This window comes from Bradyrhizobium sp. UNPF46 (assembly GCF_006658625.1).
In the GTDB taxonomy this organism is placed as follows: domain Bacteria; phylum Pseudomonadota; class Alphaproteobacteria; order Rhizobiales; family Xanthobacteraceae; genus Bradyrhizobium; species Bradyrhizobium nitroreducens.
The window spans coordinates 1-18,901 of the sequence record NZ_LFJB01000059.1 but is presented as its reverse complement, the minus strand read 5'-3'; the positions used below and the strand labels follow the sequence as shown (position 1 = coordinate 18,901).

Genomic DNA, 18,901 nt, shown 5'->3' with positions numbered 1-18,901 from the left:
CTGACTGCATTGAGGTTTCTCAAGCGGTAAACGATCGTCATTTACCGACGTTGCCGCCGGCCTGAGGCAGATGTGGGAAGCAGGTTGCGGATGCGAAAGAGGCGAGTTCACAATTTCGTGCGCCGATCCGCCGGCTTGGCGGGGCCGGGGCGAATCCCTTAAGTAACGGCATGATCCCTGCCGCAAAGCCAGCCAGCCAGACCGCCGAGATTACCGGCCTGTACCGCTACCCGATCAAGGGCCTGACGCCGGAGCCTCTGCGCCGCGTCCCCTTGCGGACGGGCCAGACCCTTCCCGCCGACCGCCGCTACGCCATCGAGAACGGCCCGAGCGGCTTCGATCCCGAGCAGCCCGAGTGGAAGCCGAAAATCCAGTTCCTGATGCTCGCGCGCAATGAGCGGCTGGCCGAGCTCGACAGCCGCTTCGACGATGCCAGCAACGTCCTGACCATCCGCAAGGACGGCCAGACCGTCGCCAGCGGAGACCTCGAGACCGCGGCCGGGCGCGCCGCCATCGAGCGCTATTTCACGGAGAATTTCCAGCCGGAGCTGAAGGGGCCGCCCAAGGTTCTGTCCGGCCGCGACCACAGCTTCTCCGACGTCGCCCGCAAGGTCGTCTCCATCATCAACCTGAACAGCGTGCGCGCGATCGAGACCATGCTGGGCGGCACCGCGGTGCATCCCTTGCGCTTCCGCGCCAATCTCTACGTGACGGGGTGGCCGGCCTGGTCGGAGCTCGATCTCGTCGGCCAGACGCTCGCGATCGGGCAGGCCCGGTTGAAGGTCGTCAAGCGCATCGTCCGCTGCCCCGCCACCAATGTGGACCCGGTGACGGCCAAGCGCGATCTCGAGATCCCGCCGACGCTTTCGCGTCATCTCGGCCACATGGACTGCGGCATCTATGGCGAGGTCATCGAAGGTGGCGAGATCGGCATCGGCGATGCGGTCGCGGTGGAAGAGCCGAGATTGGTGTGACGGTTCGTAGGGTGGGTTAGCCGTAGGCGTAACCCACCACCGCCTGTCTCCGCCGAAACAGAAGAGGTGGGTTACGCAAGCGGACCGCGCTTCGCGCGACCACCAGCTAACCCACCCTACCGATCTCACCTCAATTCGGCATCACATACGCATAGATCCGGCCGCGCGAGACCGGCGCCTCGCGGACGCGGTTGCCGTTGTTGCCGGAGATCATGATCGGATTGCCCTGCGCGTCGATGCCGGTGATGATGCCGACATGACCGCCGCGGCGGCCGCGCGACATGACCGCGATGGCGCCCACCTGCGGACCGGAGACGCGGGTGCCGTAACGCGCGAACGAGCTCGCCATGTCGGAGCCGGAGCCCTTATGGCCGGTGTGCTCCAGCACCATGTTCATGAAACGCGCGCACCACAGGCTGCCGCGCCCGGTCGGATTGCCTCCGACATAGCGGCGCGCCTCGGATACAAGGCTCGATCCGCCGCCGAAGCCGCTATTGGCCATTGCGGTGTTCGCCATGGCGCTATGGGCCATGCCGCCGCCGTTGGCGTTCGGATCGTAGCTCGCCTGGGTGTCGGCGAATCCGCTCGCCTGCAACTGCGCGGCGCTGCGCTCGAAGCGCGAGCGGCTCGCATGATGGCGATAATGATGATGTCTGGCGTGGTGCACGTAAGCGTGCCGCTCTGCGCTATGACGATGATGCGGCCGCGCTGAGGCCGGAGAAACGACTGCGGCAACCGCCGCGGAGAAGATCGCCAGCGCAACAACACAACGCGACAGGCGAGACGCAAACAACTCAACCATTCTTCATCCTTCGTTGACACCCCACTTCCCGTCCGCCCCTCGCTGAGGCCGACATCCGTCTGGCCGTTAAGCCGCCGGATGTGGCGAGAAAAAGACGCGGGCTGCCCGCGAATAGCTGTGATGATTTTGTGCCGACACTGGTTCAATGCCGCCGCATTGCGGACAACAGCATTAACTGCAATCCTGCAAAGGCGGCTTGAAGAGAGGGAAACGGTTAATGCCCCACGCCACGACCAGGGACGACGTCCGCATCTATTTCGAAGAAGCGGGTCAGGGAACGCCGATCATTTTTCTGCACGAGTTCGCGGCCGACTACACCAATTGGGAGCCGCAGATGCGCTACTTCTCGCGCGGCCACCGCTGCATCACGTATTCGGCGCGCGGCTACACGCCGTCGGACGTGCCTGAGGGCGAGGTCTACACCTACGAACATTTCTACACCGACGCGCTTGCCGTGCTCGATCATCTCAAGATCGAGCGCGCGCATCTCGTGGGCCTGTCGATGGGCGCCTATTCCTCGCTGCAGATCGGATTGAACGCGCCGCAGCGCGCGCTGTCGATGACGCTGGCCGGCGTCGGCTCCGGCTCGGAGCTCGAAAACCTGGAGGCCTGGCGCAAGCAGTGCCGCGCCAATGCCGAGCAGTTCGAGACGCTGGGCTCCGCCGAGGTCGCAAAAATCACGCGCGAGGCACCGAGCCGGATTCCGTTCCTGGTGAAGGACCCGCGCGGACACGCCGATTTCTACGCCGCGCTGGCGCGCCACGACGCCAAGGGCTCGGCGCGCACGATGCGCGGCTTCCAGGGCGGCCGCCCCTCGATCTATACGATGACGGACGCGATCGCGAAGGCGACGACGCCGGCGCTGATCATCTGCGGCGACGAGGACGATCCGTGTATCGGGCCAAGCCTGTTCCTGAAGAAGCATCTGCCCGCGGCGGGGCTGGCGATGTTTCCGAAATCGGGCCACGTGCTCAACCTCGAAGAGCCCGCGCTGTTCAACGAAAGCGTGGAGCGGTTCGTCACGCTGGTCGAGGCGGGCCGCTGGCCGGCGCGGGATCCCAGGTCGCTGGCCGCGCATTAGCTGTCGTTCCGGGATGCGCCAAAGGCGCGGGCCCGGAATCCATTGGACGTCATACGCTGCGGCACGATGGATTCCGGGTTCGCGCTTCGCGCGCCCCGGAATGACGACGAGAGACTATTTTCCCCCGCCGCGGCTCAGCAGAAACACGCCCTGCTCGCCGAACATGTTCCACACCCACCAGGGCAGGTTCAGCGGCACCGGGCGGCCGTAGAGATCGAGCGCGACCGAGCGCTCCATCTTGACGTTGATCTCGTCGCAGAGCTGCACGAAATCCTTGATGGTGCAGAAATGGATGTTGGCGGTGTCGTACCAGGTCGCCGGCAGGTTCTCGGTACGTGGCATGTGGCCGCCGATCAGCAGCTGCAGCCGCATCTTCCAGAAGCCGAAATTCGGGAACGAGACGATGGCGCGGCGGCCGATGCGCAGCAGGTTTTCCAGCACCACCCTCGGCTGCCGGGTCGCCTGCAGCGTCTGCGACAGGATCACGTAGTCGAAGGCGTCGTCCGGATAATTGACGAGGTCGGTGTCGGCGTCGCCCTGCACCACCGCAAGCCCCTTGGCCACGCAGCGGTTGACGCCCTCGCGCGACAGCTCGATGCCGCGTCCGTCGATGCCGCGCGTTTCCAGCAGCTGGAGCAGATCGCCCTCGCCGCAGCCGACGTCGAGCACCTTCGAGCCAGGCTTGACCATGTCGGCGACCAGGAGATGGTCGGCGCGAAAATGACCGGACTGTCCCGTCGCAAGGCCGCCCAGCGGCAACACTTCCTGTACAGACATCGCTAGCCGTCCTCGTCAGTCGTTCTTGGAGGTGAGCCCGCGGGCCTTGCCTGCCGATTGCAGGAAGGCGCGGGAGATGTCGAAGAATTCGGGAACGTCGAGCAGGAAGGCGTCGTGGCCGCGATCGGTCTCGATCTCGGCGAACGACACCCGCGCGCTCGAGGCGTTGAGCGCATGCACCAGCGCGCGCGATTCCGAGGTCGGGAACAGCCAGTCGCTGGTGAAGGAGACCACGCAGAAGCGCGTCTTGATGTCCGCGAACGCCTTGGCGAGCACGCCGCCATGATCGGCGGCGATGTCGAAATAGTCCATCGCGCGCGTCAGATAGAGGTAGGAATTGGCGTCGAAGCGCTCGACGAAGGAGGAGCCCTGGTAGCGCAGATAGGACTCGACCTGGAAATCGGCGTCGAAGGAGAAGGTCGGCAGGTCGCGGTCCTGCATGCGCCGGCCGAACTTGCGATGCAGCGCGGCGTCGGAGAGATAGGTGATGTGCGCCGCCATCCGCGCCACCGCGAGCCCGCGATGCGGATGGATGCCCTGATCGGCATAGCCGCCGCCGTGCCAATCGGGATCGGCCATCACGGCCTGGCGGCCGAGCTCGTGAAAGGCGATGTTCTGCGCCGAGTGCCGCGTCGCGCAGGCGATCGCCAGCGCCGAGAACACGCGGCCAGGATAGGCCGCGGTCCATTGCAGCACCTGCATGCCGCCCATCGATCCGCCGACGACCGCAAACAGCGTGTCGATGCCGAGCCGGTCGATCAGCATGGCCTGCGCGCGCACCATGTCGGGGATGGTGATGACAGGGAAATCCAGGCCCCAGACCTTGCCGGTGGCGGGATTGATCGACGCCGGCCCGGTCGAGCCCATGCAGCCGCCGATCACGTTGGAGCAGATGATGAAGTAGTGCTTGGGATCGATGGGGCGGCCGGGGCCGACCAGGGTCTCCCACCAGCCCGGCTTGCCGGTGACGGGATGCACGTTGGCGACATGCTGGTCGCCGGTCAGCGCATGGCAGATCAGCACCGCGTTGGAGCGATCGGCGTTGAGCTCGCCATAGGTCTGGTAGGCGATCTGGAACGGGGTGAGATCGACGCCGCAATCCAGCCGCAGCGGCTGCTCGGTGCCGAAATGCGCGACCTGCGAGCTCGGATGATCCACCTCATGCGACCGCTCGTCAGCGCTGATCGCAGGACTCGGTATCGACTTGACGCCATCCATGACCATCGACCTCGTTTGCGATCAAACGCGTGATCGCCACTTGCATCAGGCCATGAAAAACCCGGCCTGAACGATAGGTTCGGCCGGGATCGAAAGCGTCCCCGGCCTGTTTAGCGAGTTTTTTAACGTGGCTGCAAGCCGGCCGGCTCAAATGACCACGGAACGGGCAAAAGCTACCGTCTTGGGCGGTTTTCGTCAAGTCGCGGCCCGGATCGGCCCAATTCGCCTCCGTCGCGCCGACCGGGAAGGACGTCATTTCTCTTTGCTTTCGCCGCCCCGACTGCCTAATCAGGACATCCCCCATCGGAACGATCGACAGCCCAACATGTCTCAACGTCCGCCCGCGCCGCCGTCATTGCAGGAATTGCGCAAGGAGATCGACGCGATCGACGAGGCCATGCATCGCCTGCTGATGCAGCGCGGCGACATCATCGACCGCCTGATCCAGGTGAAGCAGACCCAGGAGGTCGGCTCGGCATTCCGCCCCGCGCGTGAGGCCTCCATGATGCGCGAGATCGTGCAGCGTCATCGCGGCATCCTGCCGCTCGACACCGTCGAGAGCATCTGGCGCGTCATCATCTCGACCTTCACCTACGTGCAGGCGCCGTTCTCCGTGCATGCCGACATCTCGGTGAGCGAGCCGGCGATGCGCGATTCCGCGCGCTTTCATTTCGGCTTCACGGTGCCTTACGTCGCGCATTTCAGCGCGCAGGCCGCGGTCGAGGCGGTGGCGAAATCCAAGGGCGACCTGGCGCTGGTCTCGGCGACGTCGAGCCGCACGCCGTGGTGGCTCTCGCTCGAGGAAAAAGGCGCGCCGAAGATCATCGCGCGCATGCCGTTCGTCGAGCGCGCCGACCATCCGGCCGCGCTGCCGGTGTTCGCGATCTCGCGCGTCCCCGACAGCGCCCTGGTGACCGAGGTCGAGACCTTCAGCGTGCGCGTGTCCGGGTGGAACGCCGAGGTCGCCCGCGCCCTGTCGCCGCTCGCCGAGATCGTGGCGGTGCCCGACACCGCCTTCGACGGCGCAGCGCTGCTGGTCTCGGTCACGAGCGCGACCAGCATCGACAAAATCAGGGCTGCCCTGATCGAGGCGGGGGCCTCGGTGCGCTCCACGGCCCTCGTCGGCAGCCACGCAACGCGCTATACGGTGCCCCCGACCGGGCCAAAATCGTAAATCGCGTACCGCTTAAAGCCACTTTCGGAGTTGAAGATGTCCCGCCCCGTGCCGAATCCCGGCATTCTCGATATTGCGCCCTACACGCCCGGCAAGAGCCCGGTCGCCGAGCCGGGCCGCAAGGTGTTCAAGCTCTCGGCCAACGAGACGCCGTTCGGGCCCTCGCCCAAGGCGATCGAGGCGTTCAAGCGCGTGGCGGATCATCTCGAAGACTATCCGGAAGGCACCTCGCGCGTGCTGCGCGAAGCGATCGGCCGTTCTTTCGGGCTCGATCCCAACCGCATCATCTGCGGCGCCGGCTCGGACGAGATCCTCAATCTGCTCGCGCACACCTATCTCAGCCACGGCGACGAGGCGATCTCCACCACGCACGGCTTCCTGGTCTACCCGATCGCGACCATGGCGGTCGGCGCCAAGAACGTCGTCGCGGCCGAGAAGAACCTCACCTGCGACGTCGACGCCATCCTCAAGGCCGTGACGCCGAAGACCAAGCTGGTCTGGCTCGCCAACCCCAACAACCCGACCGGGACCTATGTGCCGTTCGACGAGGTCAAGCGCCTGCGCGCCGGCCTGCCCTCGCACGTGCTGCTGGTGCTGGACGCCGCCTATTGCGATTACGTCTCCCGCAACGACTACGAGATGGGGATCGAGCTGGTCGCCACCACCGAGAACACGGTGGTGACGCACACCTTCTCCAAGATCCACGGCCTCGCCGCGCTGCGCATCGGCTGGATGTTCGGCCCCGAGCACATCATCGACGCGGTCAACCGCATCCGCGGCCCCTTCAACGTGTCGACGCCGGCGATGTATGCCGCGGTCGCCGCGATCGAAGACACCGCGCATCAGGCGATGTCGAAGCAGTTCACCGAGACCTGGCGCAACTGGCTGACCGAGGAGATCACCAAGCTCGGGCTGAAGGTGACGCCGAGCGTCGCCAATTTCGTGCTGATGCACTTCCCGACCGAGAAGGGCAAGACCGCGGACGACGCCGACGCCTTCCTCACCAAGCGCGGCCTGGTGCTGCGCGCGCTGAAGAACTATGGCCTGCCGCATGCGCTGCGCATGACCATCGGCACCGAGGAGGCCAACCGCCTCGTGGTCGACGGCTTGCGCGACTTCATGGCCGGCAAATGAGTGCGCAGGCGCACTTCCAGCGCGTCGCGCTGATCGGCTTCGGCCTGATCGGCGGCTCGATCGCGCGCGCTGCGAAGCTCCAGGGGCTCGCCGGCGAGATCGTCACCACCGCACGCTCGGAGAAGACGCGCGCGCGGGTGCTCGAGCTCGGCATCGTCGACCAGGTCGTGGCGACCAATGCGGAGGCGGTGAAGGATGCCGACCTCGTCATCCTCTGCATTCCCGTCGGGGCCTGCGGGCCGGTGGCGCAGGAGATCGCACCGCATCTGAAGCCCGGTGCTGTTGTCTCCGACGTCGGCTCGGTGAAGGGTGCGATCGTCAGGGACATGGCGCCGCATCTGCCGAAGACCGTTCATTTCGTGCCGGCGCATCCCGTCGCGGGCACCGAGCATTCGGGGCCGGATTCAGGCTTCGCCGAGCTCTTCATCAACCGCTGGTGCATCCTCACCCCGCCGGAAGGCGTCGACGCCGCGGCGACCGACCGCCTGCGCGCCTTCTGGGCCGCGATGGGCGCCAAGGTCGAGGTGATGACGCCGGATCACCATGATCTCGTGCTCGCGATCACCAGCCATCTGCCGCATCTGATCGCCTACACCATCGTCGGCACCGCCGACGAGCTGGCGCAGGTGACGGAATCCGAAGTCATCAAGTTCTCCGCCGGCGGCTTCCGCGATTTCACCCGCATCGCGGCCTCCGATCCGACGATGTGGCGCGACGTCTTCCTCGCCAACAAGGAGGCCGTGCTGGAGATGCTCGGCACCTTCACCGAGGACCTGTCCAAGCTCACCCGCGCCATCCGCCGCGGCGACGGCGAAGCGCTGTTCGACCATTTCACCCGCACCCGCGCCATTCGCCGCGGCATCGTCGAGATCGGCCAGGATTCGGCCGCGGCGGATTTCGGCCGCCAGCATGGCGCGCTGAAGAAGCCGTAGTTTCGCTGGTCATTCCGGGGCTCGATGCTACGCATCGCCCCGGAATGACGAGAGCGGCTTCAATACAGCGGCGGAATTTGCCCGACCTTGACCGGGCCGAGCAGCACGGCGCCGTCGGCGAACTTCAACGGGAAGCTTCTCGCCTTCCTGCCTTCCAGCGTGCTCTCGGTGCCGATCGAGTTGATGCCGGCGGCAAGTCCGGCATTGGCGTTCTGCTTGATGACCTTGCCGAGGCCGGGGACGGCGCGGTCGAGCGCGCCGAACAAATTGGTGAGGTCCTGCGACTTCACGCCGGGCGCGACGCGATCGAGCGTTGCCTGCGGCACGCCCTCCTCCAGCATCTTCTCGATGCCGAGCGCCGGGATCACGCGCTCGAGGCCCGTCACGGTCATCTGCAACTCGCCGTCGAGGCGGCCATTGGCCGAGAGGCCGAGCGTGCCGGCCGCGACTGCGATCATCTCGCCCTGCTGGATCCGCGACTGCACGATCTCGATATGGCCGCCGGCCGCCTGGATTTCACGGAAGCGCTGCGGCCAGGGCTTTGGCGTGAGGTCGGACAGGCCGGTGATCTTGGCGCGCGTGTCGGCCTCGAACGGCTCGGCGAGCAGGGGATGCACGCCCTGGATGCTGCCCTGCGCGATATGGGCCACGGTCTCGATCACGGGATGATCGGCCGGCGAGCCGTCCGCGAGACGGCCGTGCAGCTCGACCTGCTTGGCCCGCGCGAGCGGCACCTGCATGCTGCCGTCGAGCCGGTTGAGGGTGGGATCGTCGAACACGATGGAGGCGCGGTCCGGCACCGCCGGCAGGCCGACCACGCTGCTACGGCCCTTGCTCCAGTTCACCACGAAGGTGTTCTGCGTAACGCCATCGATCAGCGTTGCGGGCGCGGAGAATTCGGCGATGACGAGCTTGGGATCGTAGACCTGGGCAACGACCAGGATGTTGTCGAGCTTGGCCGTGAACGGCGTCTTGCTCGCGTTCTGCGACACCAGGGCGACGCTGGCGCCGGAGCACTGGACCTCGAAGCGGAACGGGAAGCCGGCGATCGAGCGCTTGGCGCAATCATAGATGCGGCCGGACTTGGCCTCCTGCGCCCGCCAGGCGTCTGCGGCCACTTCGGCCTGCGAGGCCGCATAGAACCAGAAGCAGCTCCACGCGACGGCAAGGACCAGGACGAAAACGGGTGCGATGAAAAGGCCCCAACGGGAGCGACGGCCTGCGGCAACGGTCATATTGGACATGCGGCGACCCTTTGACCCCGGATTTTGGCAAATGTAAGCGAGGCGCGCCTGCGGCGAAAGGCAGAGAATTCGCTTCGCTTGGAACCCCCATTCTGGTAGCCGTGCCCGAAATGTCGGAAATTACCCTTTCCTCCATCACCACCGCCAAGGGCGACCTCTGGGTGTTCGGCTACGGCTCGCTGATGTGGCGGCCGGGCTTCGCGTTCGAGGAGCGCGTCCCGGCGCGGCTGGTCGGCGAACATCGTGCGCTCTGCGTCTATTCCTTCGTGCATCGCGGCACGCCGGAAAAGCCGGGCCTGGTGCTTGGGCTCGACCGCGGCGGCGCCTGCCGCGGCATCGCCTTCCGCGTCGCCGAGAAGAATCGCGCAGACGTTGTCGCTTACCTTCGGGCGCGAGAGCAGGTCACATCGGTCTATCGCGAGGTGATGCGCTCGGTCTGGCTGGAGAACGATGCACGGGCGCGCGTCTCCGCGCTCGCCTATGTCGTCGACCGCGGCCATGTTCAATATGCCGGCCGGCTCTCGCTCACCGAGCAGCACCGTCATGTCGTCCAGGGCCACGGCCAGTCGGGCGCCAACCGCGACTACGTCACCGCGACGGTGAAGGCGATCGAGGCCGAAGGCTTTCGCGATGCGCAACTGCATCAGCTTGCAACCATGCTGCATGGTGATGGGCATTCCCTGCACGCGCCGACGCCAGCCGAAGACCGCTAGCCCCCGGTCGGCGCGTAGCTCGGCGCCGAGCCGATCAACTGCTCCTGCTCCCTGCGGCCCGCTTCGACGAGACGGCCGGTCGCATCCTCGATCGCCGTTTGCACGCGGGAGAGAAACTCGTCCTTCGGCAGGCCCGGCGGCAGTGGGGGGAGGAACTCCACCACCAGCGTGCCGGGATAGCGCATGAAGGTGCGGCGGGGCCAGAACAGGCCGGAGTTGAGCGCAATCGGCAGGCAAGGCACGCCGCAGGACGAATAGATCTGCGCAAAGCCGGTCTTGTAGTCGGGCGGAGCACCCGGCGCGCGGCGCGTGCCTTCCGGAAAGATGACGAGCTGTTTTCCGCCCCGTACCGCCTCACGCGCCCGCCGCGTCATGTCGAGCAACGCCTTCACGCCGGCATTGCGATCGATCGCGATCATCCCGGTCTTGACCAGGAACTGGCCGAACACCGGGATCTGCATCAGCTGGCGCTTGAGGATGAAGATCGGGCGGTTGAAGAAGCCGGGCAGCACGAACGTCTCCCAGAACGACTGGTGTTTCGCGACGATCACCAATGGTCCGGTCGGGATGTTCTCGACGCCGCGGAATTCCACCTTGATGTTGCAGATCACGCGCATCAGGACCAGCGTCGCCTTGGCCCACCATTGTGCGACCGTCAGCATCGCGCGCGGCGGCAATGCGAAGGTCGGCAGCGCCACGATCGCGAGGCACACCAGCACGGCATAGAACAGCACGTTGAACACGAGCGAGCGCAGGAAAACTGGGAACATCGAGGATCCGATTATTTTGCCGATCAGTTGGCCTGGGCGGTGGCGGGCCGCCTCGGCTGCTGACCTGCAGGCTGCTCCGACATCTCGGGCGAAAGGTCAATCCCGAAATCCTCCAGCCGCACCCTGAGCTCGGCCGCGATGTACTTGACATATTCCAACAACAGCAGCCGCAGGGTGGAGGCCGAGGTCCACCACGGCTCCTCGCGCCATTTGTCACCGACCACCGCGAACGGGATCAGAATCGTCTGCGGCATCGCATGCGAGAATTCCACCAGCGCACGCGGCATGTGGTAGTTCGAGGTGACCACGATCAGCGACTTGAACCGGCGCCCCTCGGCCCAGCGCCGCGCCTCCGCCGCGTTGCCGCGGGTCGAGAGCGCGGTGCGGTCGAGATCGACGCAACAGGTCATGAAGGACTGGTTCTCCGGCAGCGTCCGCGAGATGTCACTCGCCGTCGACGTCGGATGCACGCCGGAAATCAACAGCCGCTTGCCGTATCCGGCAGCGAGCAGCTCCATCGCATCCGACACCCGCGAGGAGCCGCCGGTCAGCACCACGATGCCGTCAGCCTTGCGGCTTGGCGCGATCTCGGCGCCGCGCAATTGCGACAGGAACGCGATGAAGCCCGCCGCAGCGCCGACGAAGGCGAGCGCAATCGTCGACACGATTGTCGCGCGCAGCCAGCCGCGCGGCAGTTTCGGCGATTGATCGTCGGTCGGCGAGGTCATGTGATGTCGGTGATCCCTTCCCTGGGGTGATTTTAAAACGTTTTGAGGCGAAGTGGAGTCCGGTTTCTGAACCCTCTCCCCTTGTGGGAGAGGGTGGCTCGCCGCGAAGCTGCGAGCCGGGTGAGGGGTTATCTCCGCGCGTTCACCTCGACATTTGTACGCGTGGGCAGAACCCTTCATCCGGCGCTTCGCGCCACCTTCTCCCACAAGGGGAGAAGAGAAAAACCTCAATCCACATCGTTCAACGTCGCGAACAGCGTCTGGCGCGAGGCCACTGCGGTGATGGCGCCGATCAGCACGGCCTGGACCGCGAGCACGATGTAGCCCGAGGGCCGCAGCGAGAAGGTGCCGAGCAGCGCGGCGAACTGGTCGCCGACGGGGGTGCCGGAGAACCAGCCGGCGATCGACTCGGAGAAGCCGAACACCAGCATGGCGACGCCGCCGCCGATCACGCCGCCCTCGAGGCCCAGCCGGAGGAAATGACGCAGGAAGTGGTTGGCGATGTAGCGATCGCCGGCGCCGACGAAATGCAGCACCTCCACGATCGGACGGTTCGCCGCCATGGCGCCGCGGGTCGCGAACGAGACCGAGATGATGGTGGCGACGATGACGAGCGCGAGGATGCCGAGGCCGGCAAGCACGGTGGCGTTGGTCATCGAGCGCATCCGCTCGATCCAGGCGCGGTGATCATCGACGCTGGCGCTCGGCGCCACTTGCGTCACGCGGGCGCGCAGGGCGCCGAGATCGAGTTGCGTGCCGGGCTGCACGCGCGCGATGATCATGCGCGGCACCGGCAGATCGTCCATCGACAGGCCGGTGCCGAGCCAGGGCTCGAGCAGCTTGCCGCTCTCCTCCCGGCTGAACGGCTTGACCTCGACGATGCCGGGCTGCGCGCGCATCGCCTCGGTCACGGCCGCGGTGTCGCGGTCGAGATCGCGCCCCGTTTGCGGGCGGACCTGAATGGTGATTTCGCTCGCGACGTCCGACTGCCATTCCGCGGCGGAGGCGCTGACCAGGAGCACCGTGCCCGTGGTCATCGACGCCAGGAAGGTCATGATGGCGACGACGGCGACCAGCGCACGGCCGTGGATCGAGGCGCGCGGCACGATCGGCGACATGTTGCGCGCCCTGGCCGGAAGCTGCGGACGCTCCTGTCCGAGATCGACCAGCACGCCGCGCTCGTCGGTCCTATTCATAGACGTGCAGCCGTCCCTGATGCAGCACGAGACGGCGGGCCTCGTATTGATCCATCAGGCCGATGTCGTGGGTGGCGATGATGACCGCGGTGCCTGACTTGTTGAGCTCGATGAAGAGCCGCAGCAGGCGGCGTCCGAGTGTCGGATCGACGCTGCCGGTCGGCTCGTCCGCAAGCAGCAGCTGCGGCCGCGAGATCACCGCGCGCGCGATCGCGGCGCGCTGCTTCTCGCCGCCCGACAGGATCGGCGGCAGCGCGTCCATGCGCTCGCCAAGCCCGACCCAGCGCAACAGATCGATCACCTCCTTGCGATAGCTCGACTCGCTGCGCCCCATGACGCGGAACGGCAACGCGACGTTCTCGTAGGTCGTCATATGGTCGAGCAGACGGAAATCCTGGAGCACGATGCCGATGCGCTTGCGCAGATCGGCGATCTCGTCCTTGCCGAGCTGCGAGATGTCGTGGCCGAACAGATTGACGAGGCCCCGCGTCGGCCGGTGCGACAGGAACAACAGGCGCAGCAGCGAGGTCTTGCCGGCACCCGACGGGCCGGTGAGGAACTGGAACGAATGCGCCGGGATCTGGAAACTGAGGTCGCGCAGGATCTCCGGCCCCAGACCGTAACGCAATCCGACATTTTCGAACCGAACCAAGTTCAGCTCCGTTCGAGAGGGGGCGCGGGTCGCATTGCTGCGCTCCGCCATGCGCGATCAACGGGTTTTGCCGCCGTTATGGTTTCCGGTTCGTTAACGGTCGGCCTGTAGCATATTTGGCAACATCCTGGCCGTCCCGTCCTTCCTGGCGGGTCATGGTCAAGACCTCGTTCAAGTCCCGGTTCATGCATCAAGGCTCGTCCATGCATATCGTCTGCCCCCATTGTATGACATCCTACGCCATCAAGCTTGCGAGCCTGGGGGCGAACGGGCGGGCGGTCCGCTGTTCCCGTTGCAAGGAGACCTGGATCGCCCATGCCGAGGATGCCATCGAGGAGGCATCCGTCCCGGCCATGGCGGCAGCCAGCCAGGCCGACGACCAATCCGATCTCGCCGAGCAGTGGAACTCCTACGCCAAGGACGAGAGCGCCACTGATACGCCCGTGGTCGATAGCCCCTCGATCGCCAGCGACTGGCCCGATGAAGAGGCCAAGGACACCGAGGACGAGTGGTCCGCGGCGGCCCGGGCGGCCGAGGAGGAGGTCGTCGGGGTGCAGCACCAGTCCTGGTTCCGCGGCCTGTTCAGCCGTCGCGGTGCACGGGTCAGCCGTCCGGTCGCCGCCACGCCCCCTAGAAAATCCTATTTCGGTCTGCCGACCGCCTGCGCCGCCATGGGCGCGCTGGTGCTGGCGCTGGTGATCTGGCGCGGCGACATGGTGCGGCTGCTGCCGCAGACGGCGGCGTTCTACAAGATGGTCGGGCTCGAGGTGAACCTGCGGGGCCTCGCCTTCAAGGACGTCAAGCTGTCCAGCGAGACCGTTGACGGTAAGCAGGTGTTGGTGATCGAGGGCGTGATCGTCGGCGAGGGCAAGAAGCCGCTCGACATCCCGCGGCTGCGCTTCGCCGTGCGCGACGCACAAGGCGCAGAGATCTACGCCTGGAATACGGTGCTGGAGCAGACCGTGCTGCGGCCCGGCGAGCGCGCCTTCTTCCGCTCGCGCCTCGCCTCGCCGCCGCCGGAGGGCCGCAATATCGACGTTCGATTCTTCAACCGGCGCGACATTGCCGGCGGCAGCGTATAATCAGCTTGCACAGTCCTGCACGGGAAGGTTCGTCCCAAGAGTTGATCTGATGCCGAAAATCCTGATCGCCGACGACGAGGATTCGATGCGCCAGCTGGTGGCGCGCGCGATCGCCATGGACGGCCACCAGACCGTCACCGCGCAAGACGGCGCCGAGGCGCTGGAGATCCTGACTCGCGAGGACGGCGCCTTCGACCTCCTGCTCACCGACATCCAGATGCCTGTCATGGACGGTATTGCGCTCGCGCTTTCGGCCGCACGCGATTTTCCCGATCTGACCATTCTCTTGATGACCGGCTTCGCCGACCAGCGCGAGCGCGCCTCGAATCTCAATGCGCTGGTGCACGACGTCGTGACGAAGCCGTTCTCGGTCGCCGACATCCGCACCGCCGTGGCGGACGCGCTGGCGGCGAAGAAGGGTTAGTGGCGGGCGCCCTTAACCACACATACCGCTGTCATGCCCCGGCTTGTCCGGGGCATCCAGTACGCCGCGGCCTATCGACTTAGTCACTGCTGTCTCTGGAATACTGGATCGCCCGGTCAAGGCCGGGCGATGACAGTGAGCTTGTGGCGACTTCGCCTCAGAAATCCTTCAGCAGTCGCTCGATGTAATCGAGCTCGATCTGCGGGCGCGAGCTGTCGCCGAGGCGGCGGCGGAGCTCTTCGAGGATGCGGCGGACGCGCTGGGCGTCGATCTCGCCGGGAATCTTGACGGAGTAATCGTCGCTGAGATCGCGGCCGTGAAGCGGGCGCCCCAGCGGATCGGTCTGATTGCCGCCGCTCTGCTGACGGCCGGCGCGATTGCCGGGACCATCGCCCTGCCCGTCGCCATCGCCCTGCTGCATCGCCTCGGCCATCTTCTGCGCGCCCTTGCGCATGGCATCGAGAGCCTTGCCCTGCGAGTCCACGGCACCGTCGGCATTGCCCTCGCCGAGCTTCGAGCCGGCATCGCCCATGGCGCCATCGGCGGCGTCGAGGCTGCCGTCGTCATCGCCCTGGTCGCCGTCCTGATCGCCGCTCTGGCCCGGATCGCCCTGCTGGCCTTTCTGACCCTGCTGGCCTTTTTGGCCCTTTTGTCCCTTCTGCGCGAGGCCGCGCTTGGCGAGCTCGTCCTGCAGCTTCTTCAGGCGGTCGCGCAGCGACTGCTGATCCTGCTGCAGGTCCGACATCGACTGGTCGCCCTGCTTGCCGCGCGAGCGGTCACGCCGGGAGTCCTGGCCCTGCTTGAACGTCTTGTCGCGCAATTGCTGCTGTTTGCGGATCATGTCGCTGAGTTCGTTCAGCGCCTGCTCCATCTCGCTCTCGCCGGATTGCCCGGGTTGCGCCATCTGGAGATTTTCCATGATCTGCGCGAGCTGCTCCAGCATGCGCTGGGCCGCCTCCTTATTGCCTTCGCGCGCGGCCTTCTCGATCTGCTTCAGCAACTCGTCGAGATCGCGTTGCGTGATGAAGTTGCGGTCTCGGCTGGAGGACTGACTCCGCTCCGTCGCCCGCTTGTACTCCTCGAGCTTCTGGATGGCGTCGGACTGGTTGCCGAGGCTCTTGCCGGATTCCTTCTGCCTGAGGCTGTCGCCGGACTCCTGCATCGCCTTTTCGGCGCTGTCGAGCAGCGCGTCGGGATCCTGATCCAGCTGGGCAACGGCCGGCGAGACACCGCCGAGCAGCAGAGCGAGGCAGGCGATCGACATCGCCTTCAAGACTGGCACGCGTGCTAGCTTCCGCATTTCCGGTCCCGCGTAAACTGGTTGGTCTTGTCGTCCCCCGCCTTGTTGGCCCGGTTGTTCGCCGACTTCCGATAGGCCTGAAGCTGCTCGCGCAACGCGTCCTGCTGCTGGGCCAGCTCCGCGAGCTGCTCGGCCGTCGCGTGCTGGGTCTTCTGTCGCAGCTCGATCGCCTTGTCGAGGATGAGCTGGACCTCGGCCGGGAACGGCTGCCGCGGTCCGAGCGGATTCTGCTCGGCGCGCCGGGCGAGATCGCGCACCTTGCCGGCCATGGCCTCACGAAGCTTCTGCGTCAGCACCTTCAGCTCGTCCTCGCTGGCGCCGCGGTCCAGCGCCGCCTTGAGCGCGTCCTGCGCCGAGCGCAGCGCGGCGTTGACGCTGCCGGCGACGCCGTCGTCCTCGATGGTGGTCGCGAAGGCCCACATGCTCGCCACGACATTGCGCAGCGCGTCGTCGGTGCGGGCGGCTTCGAGCTGGGTCGCAAGGCTCCGGAGGCCGAGATAGCAGCCGGCATCCGGCGTGAACAATTCGGGTGCGATCATCAGCGCGTCGAGCGCGGTGTAGACGTCCGAATTCTTGTTGGCATCGAGCGCGAGGATGCGGCGCTGCTCGATCAGCGCGCGCGCGAGCGAGTTGGTGAACAGACGCTCGGGCAGGCGCATGTTGAAGGGTTCGCTCCTGGCCTCGTTGCCGGCCTCGTCCTTGGCGGTGAGCGTCAGCGTGACGTCGGCGCCGGCATAGGGGTCCTCGCTAAGGTCCTTCACCGTCTGGCCGACGCCGTTGCGCGTGCGCGCATTCGGCAGCACCAGCGGGAATTTCGGCGGCTCGAACAAAGGCCGCGCCGCGGTCTTGCCGTCGGTCTCCTTGCCGCCGTCTTTGGCGTCGTTCGCGCGCGAGGCGATGTGCGCCTCCGCGCCGGTAACGCCGTAATCGTCCTCGATCTTGTAGGAGAGCTGAAGCCCGCCGCGCGCCTGGCGCTCGGGATCCTTGGCGAGCGAGATCGTCGGTGCACGGTCCGGGGTTGCCGCAAACGCCCATTGCGGCTGGCCGGAGGGCGCACGGACATGCGCGGTGCCGTCGGCGGTGATGGTGAAGTGCTTCTCGTTGGTGCCCTTGGGCGCGGCCTCCGTGGGGGCAACCTCCTTGAGGCCGCTGGAGACGACGACATCGAGAGCGCCGCCGGAGGAGCGCACGATCAGGGTCGAGCCGGCGGGAACGGCAAGCGGACCGGCGGCCGGCAGCGCGGCGGCCTCCTTGTTGGCGGCCGACAGGATGATCGGCGGCTTGCCGGTATAGAGCGGCGGGGTCACCCAGGCATCGACCCGAACATTGGCCGGCGCCAGCACGCCGTTCCAGTCGAAGGCAGCCCCGAGCCGCATCGCACGCTCGTCGCCGGCGGCGAAGAAGGTGGCGACCAGCAACACCATGACCAGCGCGCGCAGCGCCCAGGGATCATGCAACGCCAGCCGCGGATGCGGCAAACCGGCGCGGATGCGCTTGAGCGAGGCCAGCGTGCGCTCGCGCTGCGCCTGCCACAGCGCCTGCGCGACCGGATCCTGCGAGGACAGCGTATCCGTCAGCGTCGTGGCCGGGCGGTGTCGGATGCCGGAGCCGCGGTCGAGCCGGCCAAGTGCCTCCTCGCGGCTCGGCCAGCGGTAGCGAATCAGGGGTAACAGCGCGGCAATCGCAATGCCGGCGAAAATGAAAAGACCGATGGCACGGGCAATGAACGGCAGCGCCAGCCAGAGGCCGGCCCAGGACACCACCAGGAACAGCCCGACGACGGTCAGAAGCCGCGCCAGATGCGGCCAGGCACGCTCCCACGCGATGGCATAAATGGCCCGATCGAGGGCCTGCGCCAGCTTCAGCCGCGACAGAGCGTCACTGTCGCGGGTCGGGTCTGACGGGTCGGGGGTGACGCCGTTCAATCAACTCTCCAGGTTGCCCGGTCGAGGGGAGCCTATCACAACGGCAGCACTGAGGCATCCGTTCCGGTACGGGAGACACCCCTTTTCCCGCATAACACGAGGACGTGACTGGCCCCGCCCGACCCCGTAATTTCCGCGCGCCACCCAAGGGAAATGCAGGGAAAGCAGAGGGAACGCCATGGACAAGAAGATGCACGACAAGGGCCTGGAAGTCCGCAAAGCGGTGCTCGGGGAAGCCTATGTCAACAACGCCCTGAAGAACGTCGACAACTTCAACCGTCCGTTCCAGGAGATGCTGAACGAATATTGCTGGGGCACCGTGTGGGGCCGCGAGGAGCTGCCGCGCAAGACCCGCAGCATGCTCAACATCGCCATGATCGCGATCCTCAACCGCCAGCACGAATTCCGCGCGCATCTGAAGGGCGCGCTCACCAACGGCGTCACCCGCGAGGAGATCCGCGAAATCCTGATGCAGGTCGCGATCTATGGCGGCATGCCGGCCGCCGTCGACAGCTTCCGCATCGCGCGCGAGGTGTTTGCGGAGATCGACGGCAAGGCGTGAGGCTTAGCACCAATCTCCACTGTCATTCCGGACAAGCGGAGCGCAGATCCGGGATCCATAACCACAGGGAGACGTGGTTACGGGGACCAGGAGTGACCGCTTCGGCATAACAACTCCTCCCGGGATTATGGGTCCCTGTGTCTGAAAAGCCTGTCATAATGATGGTGGGCGGGAAGCCGTTGGGTCCTTGGCGCTTGACGCCGTGAGCCGGCT

General features: G+C 66.2%; 19 protein-coding genes and 1 riboswitch. Of the genes, 9 read left to right on the top strand and 10 right to left on the bottom strand.

All coding sequences use genetic code 11. The features are described 5' to 3' along the window. The first annotated feature begins 170 nt into the window (after window positions 1-170). The gene (locus UNPF46_RS22800) at window positions 171-974 is read left to right on the top strand and encodes an MOSC domain-containing protein (RefSeq protein WP_142251507.1); all 804 of its coding nucleotides are present in this window, start codon (window positions 171-173) and stop codon (window positions 972-974) included. A 130-nt stretch (window positions 975-1,104) separates the two neighbouring features. On the opposite strand, the gene UNPF46_RS22795 is transcribed toward UNPF46_RS22800, so the two are convergent. Further along, window positions 1,105-1,776 (bottom strand): TIGR02594 family protein, encoded by a 672-nt coding sequence (locus tag UNPF46_RS22795; protein ID WP_142251506.1) that lies wholly within the window; start codon window positions 1,774-1,776, stop codon window positions 1,105-1,107. 217 nt (window positions 1,777-1,993) lie between these two features. Between UNPF46_RS22795 and UNPF46_RS22790 the strand changes: the two genes are divergently transcribed. Next, the gene (locus tag UNPF46_RS22790; RefSeq protein ID WP_142251505.1) at window positions 1,994-2,857 is read left to right on the top strand and encodes an alpha/beta fold hydrolase; all 864 of its coding nucleotides are present in this window, start codon (window positions 1,994-1,996) and stop codon (window positions 2,855-2,857) included. A gap of 114 nt (window positions 2,858-2,971) precedes the next feature. Here the strand turns inward: UNPF46_RS22790 and metW are convergent, their stop codons facing one another. Both metW and metX read right to left on the bottom strand, forming a co-directional pair. Then, window positions 2,972-3,634, bottom strand: coding sequence for a methionine biosynthesis protein MetW (gene metW, locus UNPF46_RS22785; protein ID WP_142251504.1), 663 nt, complete (start codon window positions 3,632-3,634; stop codon window positions 2,972-2,974). 15 nt (window positions 3,635-3,649) lie between these two features. Continuing rightward, the gene (metX, locus tag UNPF46_RS22780; RefSeq protein ID WP_100181231.1) at window positions 3,650-4,852 is read right to left on the bottom strand and encodes a homoserine O-acetyltransferase MetX; all 1,203 of its coding nucleotides are present in this window, start codon (window positions 4,850-4,852) and stop codon (window positions 3,650-3,652) included. An 89-nt stretch (window positions 4,853-4,941) separates the two neighbouring features. Further along, window positions 4,942-5,021: riboswitch (SAM riboswitch) on the bottom strand. Window positions 5,022-5,177: 156 nt separating this feature from the next. Between metX and UNPF46_RS22775 the strand changes: the two genes are divergently transcribed. The 3 genes from UNPF46_RS22775 to UNPF46_RS22765 are packed head-to-tail and all read left to right on the top strand — an operon-like array spanning window position 5,178 to window position 8,092. Further along, window positions 5,178-6,026, top strand: coding sequence for a chorismate mutase (locus UNPF46_RS22775; RefSeq protein WP_100177850.1), 849 nt, complete (start codon window positions 5,178-5,180; stop codon window positions 6,024-6,026). Window positions 6,027-6,062: 36 nt separating this feature from the next. After that, entirely contained in the window at window positions 6,063-7,160 is a 1,098-nt protein-coding gene (gene hisC / locus UNPF46_RS22770) for a histidinol-phosphate transaminase (protein ID WP_142251503.1), read from the top strand. Next, window positions 7,157-8,092: a prephenate/arogenate dehydrogenase family protein gene (locus UNPF46_RS22765; RefSeq protein ID WP_142251502.1), complete on the top strand. Its 936-nt coding sequence runs from the start codon at window positions 7,157-7,159 to the stop codon at window positions 8,090-8,092. Before hisC ends, UNPF46_RS22765 begins: the two co-directional genes overlap by 4 nt. A 59-nt stretch (window positions 8,093-8,151) precedes the next feature. Here the strand turns inward: UNPF46_RS22765 and UNPF46_RS22760 are convergent, their stop codons facing one another. Beyond that, on the bottom strand, window positions 8,152-9,336 hold the full coding sequence (locus tag UNPF46_RS22760; RefSeq protein WP_142251501.1) for a DUF2125 domain-containing protein: 1,185 nt from the start codon (window positions 9,334-9,336) through the stop codon (window positions 8,152-8,154). Between the two features lie 110 nt (window positions 9,337-9,446). Here UNPF46_RS22760 and UNPF46_RS22755 point away from each other — a divergent pair, with 110 nt between their 5' ends. Further along, window positions 9,447-10,049, top strand: coding sequence for a gamma-glutamylcyclotransferase (locus UNPF46_RS22755; RefSeq protein WP_174718986.1), 603 nt, complete (start codon window positions 9,447-9,449; stop codon window positions 10,047-10,049). Here UNPF46_RS22755 and UNPF46_RS22750 read toward each other — a convergent pair. The 4 genes from UNPF46_RS22750 to ftsE form a co-directional block, all read right to left on the bottom strand. Continuing rightward, window positions 10,046-10,819 (bottom strand): lysophospholipid acyltransferase family protein, encoded by a 774-nt coding sequence (locus tag UNPF46_RS22750; RefSeq protein WP_142251500.1) that lies wholly within the window; start codon window positions 10,817-10,819, stop codon window positions 10,046-10,048. The two genes, UNPF46_RS22755 and UNPF46_RS22750, sit on opposite strands and share 4 nt — an antisense overlap. A 23-nt stretch (window positions 10,820-10,842) precedes the next feature. Next, the gene (locus UNPF46_RS22745; RefSeq protein WP_142251499.1) at window positions 10,843-11,547 is read right to left on the bottom strand and encodes a YdcF family protein; all 705 of its coding nucleotides are present in this window, start codon (window positions 11,545-11,547) and stop codon (window positions 10,843-10,845) included. A gap of 227 nt (window positions 11,548-11,774) precedes the next feature. Further along, complete coding sequence (locus tag UNPF46_RS22740) at window positions 11,775-12,743, bottom strand: cell division protein FtsX (protein WP_100177856.1); 969 nt, start codon at window positions 12,741-12,743, stop codon at window positions 11,775-11,777. Beyond that, window positions 12,736-13,395, bottom strand: a complete 660-nt coding sequence (gene ftsE, locus UNPF46_RS22735) for a cell division ATP-binding protein FtsE (protein WP_063694655.1) — start codon at window positions 13,393-13,395, stop codon at window positions 12,736-12,738. The genes UNPF46_RS22740 and ftsE overlap by 8 nt, the downstream gene beginning before the upstream one ends. Before the next feature lie 203 nt (window positions 13,396-13,598). On the opposite strand from ftsE, the gene UNPF46_RS22730 reads away from it, so the two are divergent. Then, the gene (locus UNPF46_RS22730) at window positions 13,599-14,477 is read left to right on the top strand and encodes an MJ0042-type zinc finger domain-containing protein (protein ID WP_181770065.1); all 879 of its coding nucleotides are present in this window, start codon (window positions 13,599-13,601) and stop codon (window positions 14,475-14,477) included. A 49-nt stretch (window positions 14,478-14,526) separates the two neighbouring features. Beyond that, window positions 14,527-14,901: a response regulator gene (locus tag UNPF46_RS22725; RefSeq protein WP_092186647.1), complete on the top strand. Its 375-nt coding sequence runs from the start codon at window positions 14,527-14,529 to the stop codon at window positions 14,899-14,901. Window positions 14,902-15,058: 157 nt separating this feature from the next. Here the strand turns inward: UNPF46_RS22725 and UNPF46_RS22720 are convergent, their stop codons facing one another. Together UNPF46_RS22720 and UNPF46_RS22715 are read right to left on the bottom strand one after the other, a co-directional pair. Beyond that, complete coding sequence (locus UNPF46_RS22720; protein WP_100177857.1) at window positions 15,059-16,201, bottom strand: DUF4175 family protein; 1,143 nt, start codon at window positions 16,199-16,201, stop codon at window positions 15,059-15,061. Beyond that, on the bottom strand, window positions 16,189-18,126 hold the full coding sequence (locus UNPF46_RS22715) for a TIGR02302 family protein (RefSeq protein ID WP_142251498.1): 1,938 nt from the start codon (window positions 18,124-18,126) through the stop codon (window positions 16,189-16,191). Before UNPF46_RS22715 ends, UNPF46_RS22720 begins: the two co-directional genes overlap by 13 nt. A 178-nt stretch (window positions 18,127-18,304) precedes the next feature. Here UNPF46_RS22715 and UNPF46_RS22710 point away from each other — a divergent pair, with 178 nt between their 5' ends. After that, complete coding sequence (locus UNPF46_RS22710) at window positions 18,305-18,688, top strand: carboxymuconolactone decarboxylase family protein (RefSeq protein ID WP_142251497.1); 384 nt, start codon at window positions 18,305-18,307, stop codon at window positions 18,686-18,688. Window positions 18,689-18,901: the final 213 nt, after the last annotated feature.

Coding starts and splice junctions, on each gene's coding strand:
- hisC (WP_142251503.1), top strand. CDS start 6,063: ATGTCCCGCCCCGTGCCGAATCCCGGCATTCTCGATATTGCGCCCTAC.
- UNPF46_RS22740 (WP_100177856.1), bottom strand. CDS start 12,743: ATGAATAGGACCGACGAGCGCGGCGTGCTGGTCGATCTCGGACAGGAG.
- UNPF46_RS22710 (WP_142251497.1), top strand. CDS start 18,305: ATGGACAAGAAGATGCACGACAAGGGCCTGGAAGTCCGCAAAGCGGTG.
- UNPF46_RS22760 (WP_142251501.1), bottom strand. CDS start 9,336: ATGTCCAATATGACCGTTGCCGCAGGCCGTCGCTCCCGTTGGGGCCTT.
- metW (WP_142251504.1), bottom strand. CDS start 3,634: ATGTCTGTACAGGAAGTGTTGCCGCTGGGCGGCCTTGCGACGGGACAG.
- UNPF46_RS22755 (WP_174718986.1), top strand. CDS start 9,447: ATGTCGGAAATTACCCTTTCCTCCATCACCACCGCCAAGGGCGACCTC.
- metX (WP_100181231.1), bottom strand. CDS start 4,852: ATGGATGGCGTCAAGTCGATACCGAGTCCTGCGATCAGCGCTGACGAG.
- UNPF46_RS22720 (WP_100177857.1), bottom strand. CDS start 16,201: ATGCGGAAGCTAGCACGCGTGCCAGTCTTGAAGGCGATGTCGATCGCC.
- UNPF46_RS22775 (WP_100177850.1), top strand. CDS start 5,178: ATGTCTCAACGTCCGCCCGCGCCGCCGTCATTGCAGGAATTGCGCAAG.
- UNPF46_RS22750 (WP_142251500.1), bottom strand. CDS start 10,819: ATGTTCCCAGTTTTCCTGCGCTCGCTCGTGTTCAACGTGCTGTTCTAT.
- UNPF46_RS22795 (WP_142251506.1), bottom strand. CDS start 1,776: ATGGTTGAGTTGTTTGCGTCTCGCCTGTCGCGTTGTGTTGTTGCGCTG.
- UNPF46_RS22730 (WP_181770065.1), top strand. CDS start 13,599: ATGCATATCGTCTGCCCCCATTGTATGACATCCTACGCCATCAAGCTT.
- UNPF46_RS22745 (WP_142251499.1), bottom strand. CDS start 11,547: ATGACCTCGCCGACCGACGATCAATCGCCGAAACTGCCGCGCGGCTGG.
- UNPF46_RS22725 (WP_092186647.1), top strand. CDS start 14,527: ATGCCGAAAATCCTGATCGCCGACGACGAGGATTCGATGCGCCAGCTG.
- UNPF46_RS22765 (WP_142251502.1), top strand. CDS start 7,157: ATGAGTGCGCAGGCGCACTTCCAGCGCGTCGCGCTGATCGGCTTCGGC.
- UNPF46_RS22790 (WP_142251505.1), top strand. CDS start 1,994: ATGCCCCACGCCACGACCAGGGACGACGTCCGCATCTATTTCGAAGAA.
- UNPF46_RS22800 (WP_142251507.1), top strand. CDS start 171: ATGATCCCTGCCGCAAAGCCAGCCAGCCAGACCGCCGAGATTACCGGC.